The sequence below is a fragment of the Mycobacterium sp. NPDC050441 genome (genome assembly GCF_040655355.1).
GTDB lineage: Bacteria > Actinomycetota > Actinomycetes > Mycobacteriales > Mycobacteriaceae > Mycobacterium.
In genome coordinates this window covers 214,751-227,720 of the sequence record NZ_JBFAJS010000011.1, presented here as the reverse complement: position 1 = coordinate 227,720, position 12,970 = coordinate 214,751, and the positions used below count along the sequence as shown (strand labels likewise).

6 protein-coding genes and 1 pseudogene are annotated in these 12,970 nt (G+C 65.5%); 2 read left to right on the top strand and 5 right to left on the bottom strand.

The features are described 5' to 3' along the window. Window positions 1-114: 114 nt before the first annotated feature. A pseudogene (locus AB0I14_RS28290) lies at window positions 115-342 on the bottom strand (hypothetical protein); the annotation flags it as partial. A gap of 286 nt (window positions 343-628) precedes the next feature. Between AB0I14_RS28290 and typA the strand changes: the two are divergent. Beyond that, window positions 629-2,530, top strand: coding sequence for a translational GTPase TypA (typA, locus tag AB0I14_RS28285; RefSeq protein WP_358029006.1), 1,902 nt, complete (start codon window positions 629-631; stop codon window positions 2,528-2,530). A gap of 230 nt (window positions 2,531-2,760) precedes the next feature. Next, the gene (locus AB0I14_RS28280) at window positions 2,761-4,638 is read left to right on the top strand and encodes an ABC transporter family substrate-binding protein (protein WP_358029073.1); all 1,878 of its coding nucleotides are present in this window, start codon (window positions 2,761-2,763) and stop codon (window positions 4,636-4,638) included. A 245-nt stretch (window positions 4,639-4,883) separates the two neighbouring features. On the opposite strand, the gene AB0I14_RS28275 is transcribed toward AB0I14_RS28280, so the two are convergent. The 4 genes from AB0I14_RS28275 to AB0I14_RS28260 form a co-directional block, all read right to left on the bottom strand. Further along, window positions 4,884-6,206 (bottom strand): hypothetical protein, encoded by a 1,323-nt coding sequence (locus AB0I14_RS28275; protein ID WP_358029003.1) that lies wholly within the window; start codon window positions 6,204-6,206, stop codon window positions 4,884-4,886. A gap of 176 nt (window positions 6,207-6,382) precedes the next feature. Then, entirely contained in the window at window positions 6,383-7,729 is a 1,347-nt protein-coding gene (locus AB0I14_RS28270) for a hypothetical protein (RefSeq protein ID WP_358029000.1), read from the bottom strand. 687 nt (window positions 7,730-8,416) lie between these two features. Then, complete coding sequence (locus tag AB0I14_RS28265; protein ID WP_358028997.1) at window positions 8,417-10,714, bottom strand: hypothetical protein; 2,298 nt, start codon at window positions 10,712-10,714, stop codon at window positions 8,417-8,419. Window positions 10,715-11,692: 978 nt separating this feature from the next. Next, entirely contained in the window at window positions 11,693-12,910 is a 1,218-nt protein-coding gene (locus tag AB0I14_RS28260) for a chloride channel protein (protein ID WP_358029071.1), read from the bottom strand. Window positions 12,911-12,970: the final 60 nt, after the last annotated feature.

The window sequence follows — 12,970 nt, the reverse complement described above, 5'->3', positions numbered from 1 at the left end:
CCACGGCGCCGCTTCGGACCCGGGGGCTCCCCCCCGCAACATTGCGTGCCCGAACCCGGGCGGGGCTGGGGGCGTTTTTCCCCGCCGCGGCCCCCCCCCCCCCCCCACGGCGTGGCCCGGGTGCTGCGTCGCGTACAGCGGGTGCAGCAGCATCGGGTGGCGGCAGTGCGCGCAGGAGGCCTGCGGCTGGTTCGCCGACGCGAAGGTCAGATGGTGGCATTCGCTGCACCGGACCATGTAGCAGGCGCCGATCCAGTTGGCCATACCCACGTAGATCGCCACCGTGGTCCCCAGCGCGAGCACCATGATCAAAGCGACCGTGAGCGCTTCATAAACCGTCATCCCTGGCACCTCCAAACACGCCTAACGCACGTGACGGATACCTAAAACGGTACTCGCGAAGTTCAGGATTTCCTGGCCCGTTTGAAGACCTTGTCCAGTTCTTTACCGTGCAGTCCGTTGTGCTCAGCCTTGCGCACCTTGTGCAGAACCAGGGGGCAGCGTTTGCAGCGCGGCTTGCTCTTGCAGCACTTTTTCTTGGGCTTCAGGCCGGCGATTTTTGCGGACTTCAACGTGACGGGGCTCTCTCGTTTTCGTGATCGAACGGCCAACCTGCGAGAATGTCGGTGTGGATTCACGCCCGAACTTTCGCAATGTCGCCATCGTCGCCCACGTCGACCACGGCAAGACGACCCTAGTCGACGCGATGCTGCGGCAGTCGGGTGCCTTGACGCACCGCGGCGACGACGCGGTTGAGCGCCTGATGGACTCCGGTGACCTGGAGAAGGAAAAGGGCATCACCATCCTGGCCAAGAACACCGCGGTGCACCGGCACCATGCGGACGGCACCATGACGGTGATCAACGTCATCGACACCCCTGGTCACGCCGATTTCGGTGGCGAGGTGGAGCGTGGCCTGTCCATGGTCGACGGTGTGGTTCTGCTGGTGGACGCCTCGGAGGGGCCGCTCCCTCAGACCCGGTTCGTGCTGCGCAAGGCCCTGGCCGCGCACCTGCCCGTGCTCCTGGTGGTCAACAAGACCGACCGGCCCGACGCGCGCATCGCCGAGGTGGTCGAGGAAAGCCACGACCTGCTGCTCGACGTCGCCTCCGACCTTGACGACGAGGCCCAGGCTGCCGCCGAGAAGGCGCTGGACCTTCCCACGCTGTACGCGTCGGGACGCGCCGGCATCGCTTCCACGACGCAGCCCGCCAACGGCGAGAACCCCGACGGCGAGAATCTCGACCCCCTCTTCGATGTGCTGCTCGAGCACATTCCGCCGCCGCAGGGTGATCCGGAGGCCCCGCTGCAGGCACTCGTGACCAACCTCGACGCCTCGGCCTTCCTGGGCCGTCTCGCGCTGATCCGCATCTACAAGGGCCGGATCCGCAAGGGTCAGCAGGTCGCCTGGATGCGGGAGGTCGACGGTCATCCCGTCATCACCAACGCCAAGATCACCGAGCTGCTGGTCACCGAGGGCGTGGAACGTACGCCTACTGATGAGGCCGTCGCCGGCGACATCGTGGCCGTCGCAGGTATGCCGGAGATCATGATCGGCGACACCCTGGCTGATACCGAGCACGCCCATGCGCTGCCCCGCATCACCGTCGACGAGCCGGCGATCTCGGTCACCATCGGGACGAACACCTCGCCGCTGGCCGGCAAGGTCTCCGGCCACAAGCTGACCGCCCGGATGGTCAAGAACCGTCTCGATGCGGAGCTGGTCGGCAATGTGTCGATCAAGGTCGTCGACATCGGCCGTCCCGACGCCTGGGAGGTGCAGGGCCGAGGCGAGCTGGCGCTGGCCGTTCTGGTCGAGCAGATGCGCCGCGAAGGGTTCGAGCTGACGGTCGGCAAGCCGCAGGTGGTTACCCGCAACATCGACGGCAAACTGCACGAGCCGTTCGAAGCGATGACCATCGACTGCCCCGACGAATTCGTCGGCGCCATCACCCAGCTGATGGCCGCCCGCAAGGGCCGCATGGAGGAGATGACCAACCACGCCGCCGGGTGGGTGCGGATGGACTTCATCGTGCCCAGCCGCGGACTGATCGGATTCCGGACCGACTTCCTGACCCTGACGCGCGGTACCGGCATCGCCAACGCCGTGTTCGACGGCTACCGACCGTGGGCCGGCGAGATCCGGGCCCGCCACACCGGTTCGCTGGTGTCGGACCGGTCCGGCTCGATCACCCCGTTCGCGATGATTCAGCTGGCCGACCGTGGACAGTTCTTCGTCGAGCCGGGCGAGGACACCTACGAGGGCCAGGTGGTCGGTATCAACCCGCGCGCCGAGGATCTTGACGTCAATGTCACCCGCGAGAAGAAGCTGACCAACATGCGGTCGTCGACGGCCGATGTCATGGAGACGCTGGCGCGTCCGCTCGAGTTGGGTCTGGAGCAGGCGATGGAGTTCTGCGCCGAGGACGAGTGCGTCGAGGTGACGCCTGAGGTCGTCCGCGTGCGCAAGGTCGAGCTGACCGCGTCGCTGCGGGCTCGGGCGAAGGCTCGGGCCAAAGCGCGCGGATAGGTTTCGCTCAGGCCTTCTGTCGCCGAGACTGCGTTCAGATCGTGAAATCCGCCGAAATCACGATCTGACCGCAGACTCGATGCCCTTGTCGCAGAGTGAAAGTACTGGATAGCGCGTGTTTATGCCGTCTTGGATGCTTGGATCTATCCAGTCGATGCCAGTAGCTGTGGTGCCGTTCACCTCCCAGCGCATATGCGCGGCGGTGGCGACCCGGAACGGTCGATACCCTGATTAGCGTGCCGACACCCCTCCGCTGTGCCCAGTTGACTATCGGGGCGCTCATATCGGTGCCGGCGCTCCTGTTCAGCGGCTGCACGGTCAGCCCGCCGCCGGCCCCGCAGAGCACCGAGACGACCGAGACGACACCGCCGCCCCCGATGAAGGCGACGCAGATCATCATGGCCATCGATTCGATCGGCCCAGGGTTCAACCCGCACCTGCTGTCGGACCAGTCTCCGGTGAACGCGGCGGTCGCCTCGATGGTGCTGCCGAGTTCGTTTCGGCCGGTTCCCGACCCGAAGTCTCCGACGGGTTCGCACTGGGAGCTCGATCCGACTCTGCTCGAATCGGCCGAGGTGACCAACCAGAACCCGTTCACGGTCACCTACAAGATCCGTCCGGAAGCGCAGTGGACCGACAACGCGCCCATCGCCGCCGACGACTACTGGTATCTGTGGCGCCAGATGGTCAGCCAGCCGGGCGTCGTCGACCCGGCAGGTTATGACCTGATCACCGGTGTGCAATCGGTGGAGGGCGGCAAGCAGGCGGTGGTCACCTTCTCCCAGCCCTATCCGGCGTGGCGGGAACTGTTCAACGACATCCTCCCGGCCCACATCATCAAAGATGTTCCCGGTGGCTTCGGTGCCGGCCTGGCCCGGGCGATGCCGGTGACCGGTGGCCAGTTCCGGGTGGAAAGTATTGACCCGCAACGCGATGAGATCCTGCTGGCCCGCAACGACCGGTACTGGAGCGTGCCGGCCAAGCCCGATCTGGTGTTGTTCCGCCGCGGCGGGGCGCCGGCGGCACTCGCCGACTCGATCCGCAACGGTGACACCCAAGTGGCCCAGGTACACGGTGGCGCAGCCACTTTTGCGCAGTTGAGTGCCATCCCCGATGTCCGCACCGCGAGGATCGTGACCCCGCGAGTGATGCAGATGACGCTGCGCGGCGGGCAGCCCAACCTGTCGGAAGTTCAAGTGCGCAAGGCGATCTTGGGCTTGATCGATGTCGACCTGTTGGCATCGGTGGGTGCGGGTGATGACAACACCGTGACGCTGGCGCAGGCCCAGGTGCGCTCTCCGTCGGACCCCGGCTACGTACCGACGGCACCGCCGGCGATGTCGCGGGAGGCCGCGCTGGACCTGTTGCGCGGCGCGGGCTATCAGATCGAGCCGGCGGCCGAGCCGCCTGCACCGGGCGCACCGCCTGCACCTGACAACGGCAGGCAGCGCATCACCAAGGACGGTGCGGCGTTGTCCTTGGTGCTCGGCGTGGCATCCAATGATCCGACATCGGTCGCCGTCGCCAACACCGCGGCCGATCAACTGCGCAACGTCGGTATCGACGCCTCGGTACTGGCCCTGGATCCGGTCGCGCTCTACGGCGATGCGTTGACCAACAACCGCGTCGACGCCGTCGTCGGCTGGCATCAGGCCGGGGGAGACTTGGCCACCACCCTCGCTTCGCGCTACGGCTGCCGGGCGCTGGAAGCGACCTCGGTTTCGACTGCTGTACCCGGTGTCGCGCCGTCGCCGACAACGAAGTCCACCACTACCGTCGCGCCCTCAGCGCCGGCCACCACGCCGACATCCACTCAGCCGATTCCGGCTCCGGATTCGGGCGAACTGGTGCAGGCGCCCAGCAATATCACCGGGATCTGTGATCACACCATCCAGCCGAAAATCGATGCGGCCCTGGATGGTTCGCAGAATATCGCCGAGGTGATCCAGGCTGTCGAACCCCGGCTGTGGAACATGTCGACGGTTCTTCCGATCCTTCAGGACACGACGATCGTCGCAGCTGGACCGAGCGTGCAGAACGTGAGCCTGTCCGGCGCGGTGCCGGTCGGCATCGTCGGCGACGCAGGCAGTTGGACGAAGGGGCGCTAGAAGGCGCACAGTGGGCCCCTCGTGCCAGGAGGCCCACTGGCTGGTCGAATCAGGATGCATCGCCGGAACCTGCGCCCGAGCCTGACGACGACGAGCCACCCGCGCGGTGCTTGCCCGCAGTGGCGTTCTTGCCGCTGACCCCTCGGCGGACTGCTTCAGCCCGTCCGGCAGGCCGAGAATTTCCAAAGAAGCGAAAGGCCCTCTCCATCGTGTCGATGGAGAGGGCCTGCCGGTGGTGCTGTGGGTTACTTGTCGGAGCCCTTGGCGGAGTCGGTGGACGAATCGGCCTTCTTGGGGGTGCTGGGCTTGTCCTTCTTCAGTCCGTCGGTCATCTTCTTGACCGTTGACTTCACCTGGTCGCGGACTGCCTTGGCGGAGTTCGCCTTTGCCTCTCCCTTGGCGGCCTTCGGTGATGCTTTCGTCGACAGCTTGGTGGCGCCGTCGTTGTCAGTCGAGGCCTCGTCGGCGTCGGTTGCGGGGGTGGTGTCCGACGACGCGGCTGCTTCGGCGGCCACGGGCTCTTGCGGTGCCGAATTGGATTGCGATGCAGCAGGTGCCGCGGTGATCTCCTTGGCCGGCGCGACGTCGAGCGTCACCGTCTTGGCTGCCGGGGTGAGCGCCGAAGTCACCGACATCGTCTTCGAGGTTGCGCCAAGGCCCGGCAGGTTGCCGAACAGGTTGTCACGGTCTGCGCCGGGGGTGGCCAGCGAGTCGGCGATCTGGGAGAGCGTGTTCAGCACCGTCGAGATGGTTCCACCAGGGGTGAAGCCGTGCTCGGCGCTCAGGATGCCCGCCATGAACGTGGGCGGCATGCCGTCGCCGTTGGCGATCTCGAATCCGTTGAGCAAGGCACCGGTGATGGTGCCAGGAGCATTCACCAACGTCCCGACGAACTCGGCCGCATCGCCGGCGGTTGCGGCGGCGGCCAGCTTCTCGAGCACGTATCCGTTGGCCGCAGCGGTCGCCGTCAACGGGGAGAGGACGCCGTTCAACAGCAGTGCCGGGACGCCCTCAGGAAGATTGGTCACCAGGTTCGCGAGGTTCGTGAAGGGTTGAGCGATCACGGACCAGGCCCCGGGCACCCACTGGTTGCCCACGAAGCTGAGCAGCGGCAGCCCGAGCATGAGGGGACTTGTGGTCAGGGCGGCGAAGCCATTCTGGAGATCTCCGGCAGCGATCAGATCGAGGGCACTCTTGACGGCCGCCTGAAAGCTCATGAAATTCTCGGGGTCGAGTGCGGCGGACATGCCGTCGACGAGTCCCTGTGTCGCTGTGCCCAGGACGTTCACACTGTGCAGCTGGTTGGCGATGATCTGTCGCAAGATCGGGGCGGGATCCCCGGCCAACTGTCCGCCCAGACCGCCTACGTTCTCGAAGGCCGCTCCGATGACATCGGCCCACACCTGCAGGGGATTGGCTGCGGCAGTGAGGTTCACCGCCGCGGACGAGGCGTCAATTGCGGGAACGTGAATGTCCGGGGCGGGCGGGGCCAGTGGGCTGACTGCGATGGCGCCGGCACCGACGAGTGCCACGCCTGCGGCCAGGTACGACCGGGAAGCGAGTTGCATTGGATCTCCTTGCGGGACTAGGTCAACTGCGAATAACTGAGGGGTTGCGTTGACGAGGTTCGCCCGTCATCGGACTGCCGCCGCCGCGTCGGTCTGCCGCGCGCTGGGCGACTGGGGTTGGAACGGGAGGCCCCTCCATCGGTCTGATGGAGGGGCCTGCCGGGTGGTGCTGTGGGTTACTTGTCGGAGCTCTTGTCGGAGCCGCTCGAGGACTGAGCCTTCTTCTCCGCGCCCTTCTGAACGCCGGTCTTGTCCTTCTTCAGGCCGTCGGTGAGCTTCTTGACGGCGGACTTCACCTGGGTGCGGACTGCCTTGGCGGAGTTCTCCTTTGCCTGTCCCTTGGCGGCCTTCGGCGAAGCCTTGGTCGACAGCTTGGTGGCGACCTTGGTGGTGTCGTCACTGTCGGTCGCGTCCGCACCGGCGCCGGCAGCGGTGTCCGAGGCGTCGGCCTTTGGTGCAGCCGTACCATCGGTGGCGTCCGCGACGGCGTCAGAGACATTGCCCGCGTTGATAACTGGTGCCGATTCCGGCGTCTCCGCCGTCAGCGTCGAGACCTCGATCGCCACGGGTGCCGGAGCGGCCAGAGCCTTGGCGGTGGGGATGTCGATCGGCGGGGTGTACGGCTTGGGCTTGATCTGCTTGAGGGCGTTGGCGAAAGTGTCCTCGATGTAGTTGCCCATTGAGATCGTCGCGTCGGTTTGGAAGACCACACTCTCGGCGAAATCGGCGATGCCGTGTTGGACGGCGTTGATCACCTTGACCGGATCGCCGGTGGCGACGGCGTTCGCCACATCCTGAGCTCCGACGAGAGCCTGCTTCAGAATGGCTCGCGGCTGACCGTCCAGGTCGTACCCGACGCCGACCGTAGAGGCGGCCAGTCCGATCACGACTCCGAGTGCGGTCTCCGTCGCAGCGTCGATGAGCGGCTGCGGAATGTTGAGTACATGCCCGACGGCGTTGATCTCGGGGGACACCGCGAAGATCAAGATGTTGATGAGGGGCTGCATCCCGTCCTGCACCAGGCCGTCGAGGGCACCACCGGCGTCACCGGCGGCGATCTTTGCGGCCGCGGCCTCAAGCCCGGCGGGCAGGCCGGCGGCCAACTGGCTCAGGGCTTCGCTGAGAGCAGTCCCGGCTGCAGACGTAGTTTCACCGAGCGCGGCCAGGTTGGGGCCGAAGTTCTGGGCGGCGATGACTCCGTCGGCGAGGACCTTCGCGATCTGCCAGACCGGCGGCGTGCTGATCGCCACCTGGTAACCGGCGACGGCGTTCTCGACGAGCTGCCGCGGGATCGGGGCCGGATTGGTGGTCTGGCGTTCGATGATGTTGCTGATCAACGTCTGCGTGGCGGTCGCCACCGGTTGGAAGACTGTCAACGGGTTGTCCACGGCGGCCGTCAGGGCGACCGGCATGTGTACCGGCGCGGTGGACGGCACGGACGGAGCCATCGGGCTGACCGCGATGGCGCTGGCACCTACGAGTGCCACGCCTGCGGCCAGGTATGACCGGGAAGCGAGCTGCATTGAATCTCCTTACGGGAGCGTAACTAACGTCGGCGCAGAAGTTACCCCAAAGTAAGTTGGGTTGTCTGCAAATTTTCTTAACTAATTTTCAGGTCCTCGGAACCCTTGTATCGCTCCGCAAATGAACGCCGAGTATCTGAGATATTGCTGGTAGTCGGGATTTCCCGTGGTCGCGACACGTTATTGCGATACTGTGCGTAGCGTTATTGTCCACGGCGTCTGATCCTCATAGCAAAGATGTGACTATCTATGTCACTAAGTTGCCAGCGAAGGCTCGGTCGATAAGTCCGGTTAGGTTACCCAGCGGTAATGTCCGCGCTTGCCGGGCGGGGAAGTTAGCGCACGCACATTGGACATACTGATGTGATCTGTAAAACAAGAGGCCCCTGGGTGCGACACCGGACACTCGTCGGACCGCCGGGATGGCCAGTCGATGAACTGCTTGCACTGGCAACTAAGTGACAGTGTCGGTCAGTTTTGAAAACTACGGATTTCGTTGTCGCGGTTTGCCCGTAGTCGGTCAGTCCGCCGTCGGCTCGGGGCTCCCCGCCGCCAGCGAGAAACGTCATCGACGGCCACGCCTTGCGGCCTGAACGCGGAGCGGCCCCGTTTCCTGGCGACGGGGGGAATCGCGGGAAACGGGGCCGGTACCGGGTGAGGTTGGGGCTCACCCGGTACGTCTACCTCCTACTCGGAACTGCCGCTGTCGGAGCCGCCGCTGCTGGAGCCGTTGTGCTGCTGGCGTTGTGTCTTCCTTTCCTGCTTGTCGGCCTGCCGCTGCTGCTTACGCTCGGTGGCCTGGGCCTTGCGCTCGGTGGTGCGCTCGGCGCGAGTGGATTGCTGGTTGTCCGCCCGGTCTGCCTTCTGTTCCTGGCGGGCGGTCTTGCGATCCTGGTTCTGCTGATTGCGGAGTTGCTTGCGCTCATCCCGCTTAGTAGGCGCAGGTGTGGTGGTGTCACCGTCGGTGCCACTTCCGGCGCCGGTTCCGCTCCCGCTGTCGGTTCCGGTGCCACTCCCGCTACCGGTGCTGCTGCCGGTGTCGGTGTCCGACCCGTTGGTCTGGCCGGTGGTGCTGTTCTCGGTCTCCTTGACGGTGCCGTCCTTCACGGTGACCGTCGTGTTCCCGGTGCTCTCGTCCGTGACCTTCACGGCATCGTCCTTCGTGACCGTGATCCCGCTGTCGGCATCCTTGATGGCTACCTCCTTCACAGCCCCGGCCTTGTCCACGGCAACGTCGGTGGTCGCCTGCTTGACATCGACGACCTCGTCCTTGGCGACCTCTGCCTTGGGAAGCGAAACACTCACCAATGCCTTGGTCTGCGGAAGTGATGCCGGCCCAACCGATTCCGGTGTTTGGGGCTGGGGGACCTGGAAGCCGATGGCCGCCAGGAATCCGGCAGTGAGGGAAGTCGCGGCGGTTTGTCCGGTCAGCGCCAGGGACGAGGCGATGTCGGAGAATGCCACCGCGCCGATGTCGGCCACGTCGGCCAGCCCAGCCAGGCTGGCGTTGAACGCCGCCAACCCACCCAAGGTCAAGTGGCCTACTGCGTTGCGGATATCGCTGGGGCCGACCAGGGATGCGGCCGTGGCAGAGGCTTGCTCCACCGGCGGCTGGAAGCCGATGGCAGCCAGGAATCCGGCTGTCAGTGCGGTGGCGGCGGTTTGTCCGGTCAGCGCCAGGGACGAGGCGATGTCGGAGAATGCCACCGCGCCGATGTCGGCCACGTCGGCCAGCCCGGCCAGGCTGGCGTTGAACGCCGCCAGCCCACCGAGGGTGAGATTGCCGACGGCGTCGCGGATGGTGTTCGGGCTGACCATTGTCGCGGCCGCCAGTGAGCTGGTCTGCTCCTCGGTCGGGACCTGGTAGCCGATGGCGGCCAGGAATCCGGCTGTCAGTGCGGTGGCGGCGGTTTGCCCGGTCAGTGCCAGGGACGCGGCGATGTCCGAGAATGCCACGGCCCCAATGTCAGCCACATCGGCAAGACCACCGAGACCTGCGTTGAAGGCCCCGAGGAAGCCCAAGGTCAGGTTGCCGACGGCATCACGGACGCCGCTGGGACTGACCATTGCAGCCGCGGCGGTTCTCGCCGCCGTCTGCGGGATGTCGAAGCCGATTGCGGCCAGGAATCCGGACGTCAGTGCAGTGGCGGCGGTCTGACCGGTGACCGCCAGAGAGGTCACGATGTCCGAGAACGCCACGGCCCCAATGTCAGCCACGTCCGCCAGCCCACCCAGGGTGGCATTGACTGCCGTGAGGAAGCCCAGGGTCAAGTTGCCGACAGCGTCGCGAAGATCGTTGGTGCTGACCATCGTTCTCGCTGCGGACGCGGTGACCGCGCCACCTTCGGCCGGCATCTCGAAACCGATGGCGGCGAGGAACCCGGCGGTCAGCGCGGTCGCGACGGTTTGTCCGGTCAGTGCCAGCGACGCGGCGATGTCGGAGAACGCCACGGAGCCAATGTCTGCGACATCGGCCAGCCCGCCCAGGCCGGCGTTGACCGCCGTCAGGAAGCCGAGCGTCAGATTACCGATGGCATCGCGGACGTCGGCGGTGCTGACCAGTGTGGTCGCCGCCGCTGCCGAGGCGTTCGCACCGGCGGGAACCTCGAACCCGATCGCGGCGAGGAAGCCCGCCACCAACGCGGTGTTCATGGTCTGGCCGGTCAGCGCCATCGAAGATGCGATGTCGGAGAACGCCACTGCGCCGATGTCGGCGACATCGGCAGCGCCCGCCAAGCCGATGTTGAACGCCCCCAGCCCGCCAAGGGCCAGATTGCCGATCGCATCGCGTATGGCGGCCGTGCTCGGCAGACCCAGCAGCGCCGAGCTCAGCGCCGTCGGGGTGTAGTCGGCGAACACCGACGACAGCTCGTCTGCCCTGACGGTGATGTCCGGCGGCATGGGAGCGATCGGACTAGCAATCAATGCAGTCGCCCCGACTGCCGCAATTCCGGCAGTGAGATATGACCGTGCAGCAACTTCCATGGTTTCCCCTTGGGGTGGTGTGGATCTTGGACGAGCAAACCGTACCTGAGAGCCAGATAAGTAACCAACCAATTCTTTGAAATTGGTTTTGCCGAATTTTGCTCCTCCGCTGCGCATTTGCTCGTTATCTGTAGCCGGTAGCAAGGAGGCTTCGCGATTCGCTTAGTCATGGCAAAGAATTGTCCGTACTTTCTCGGCGGTCGGCGTCAGCTCCATCCGACCCGTGAAACTCGTACCCACAGGGATAGCTGCATCTGGCGACGTGTGCGGATGCGCGACCAAAGGCGGGTCACCGCGTCTCGGAGTTGATTTGCGTGAATTGCACGTGCTGCGCCGTTGGTCCGGGGTGCCGCCGACGTGCGGGGTGCAACATCGACGATTCAGCAATTCGCGCCCGCATGTGCGCGGCGGGCATGGGAGCTTAACTATACCCGCAGGTAGATAGGGTGTTTGGGGCTCCGTTGATGCGGTGGCTCCGAGGTTGTGTCGGAGTGTCGCCGTTGTGTCCGACGGCATTGAGCGGTTCTCGGGGTGGGTCACGCGGCAAGAAGCGGGCCGTCTGGACGGCCCGTTTGTTGCCCCGTTGATGCCGGTATTGGGGAGTGTGCGGGACTGTTCTCCCACCGGTCCATGCCGCCGGTCCTCCTGGTCCGGCTCGTGGGAAGTGGCGTGCCGGTCCCGTTAAGAATTTGTGTGATCCAAGCACCTGCTGCCACGTTCTCTGGATGTGTCTGCTATAAAGTTGCTATTGGCAACTTCGGTACCTCTTTATGGTCTGTTTCGCAGGGTTCTCACTCGGGCTTGGCCCTCGGATCGCAGTATTCTCGCTGTAGCTAGCAAAGAATATTGATCGAATGCTCCGCTAATCGAGCGCCCGGAGTTTCCCAAGCGTGGAAACCGTTCGTTTCGCAAACTATCTAGATGCTATTGAGTCTTTGTAGCTCCGGACGTGCCGGCGACCGCGATGGACGAACCCGCTCAGCGCCGCTCGGCAAGCGATTGCAGCCCGTGGGCCGCCAGCGCCGCCGCGAGGAAGGGCAGTAGTACCCAGTACGGCGGCCGCGCCAGCTCCCAGACGAACAGCGCTGCCCAAATCGGCGCGCGCTGCGTCACCGCAAGCACTCCAGCGGCACAGGTCAACGACACGGCTGCAACGCTCACGGTCTGTTCGGTCCAGGTGTTGATCGACAGGGCGATCAGGGACCCCAGGGCCGCGCCGGTTGCGAGCGACGGTGTGAGCATGCCGCCCACCGCGCCGGCACGCAGAAAGATCGCCGTCAGGATCGGCTTCAGCAGCAGTATCGCCGCCGCCGCGCCCACCGTCAGGGCACTGTTCAGGCTGACCGTGAGAATGCTCTTGCCGTTGCCCGGCAGCTCCGGCAACCACACCGAACCCAGGCCCACCAGCAGTCCCGCCGCGGCAACGCCGGGAATGATCAGCCACGACGTGACCGGTGCAGCGGGCCGCGCCATCGCCATGATCCGGTTGAACGCCGCCCCCACCGCGAATGCCAGCGGCGCCAGCACCAGGGCGAAGGCGGTGAGTAGATACGACAGTTCGGGTTTCGGCCAATCGAGCGGTGCCCGCACATGTGTCACCGGCGAAGCCACCGCGACGGCGAGTGCCGAGGTGATCAACGCGGCGCCGACGGCTCGCGGGTGCCACGTGTGCATCATGATCCGGATCGCGAACAAGGCTCCACCGACTGGGACGCTGTACACCGCTCCGAGTCCGGCGCCCGCTGCACAGGCGAGCAGAATCTCGCGGTCACGAGGTGTCAGCGCCCACCGCGAGGTGCCGGCATCACCGAGTACCACGGCTACCTGACGGGGCGCGCCCTCGCGGCCCAGGGATGCACCCGCGCCCACGATCAGAACCTGTAGCGCGGCATCGAGCGTCATCGCAACCCGGGGGATGGGCCGGTGATCGGCGATGGTCGAGGCCAGTCCGGGAACCTCGTAATGCCGACGCAGAATCCACCAGCCGAAACCGGCCAGTGCTCCACCGATCATCGGTCCGACCGTGCGTCGCACCGGGCTGCTGTCGGTCACGCCGTTGAGCAGCGGACCGAATGTGAAGTGGTAGGTGAGGTGTTCGACGAAGTGCAGGAGAATCGTCGTCGCCATCCCTGCGAGGCCGGCCAACAACCCGATCACGACGATGCTGCAGCCGAACTCAAGCTCGCGCCGGTTCACTTGAGTGAATGTAGGCGCGGATGTGCGGCGGCGCGCGTCTTTCTGCGCGGCCACCGGCGC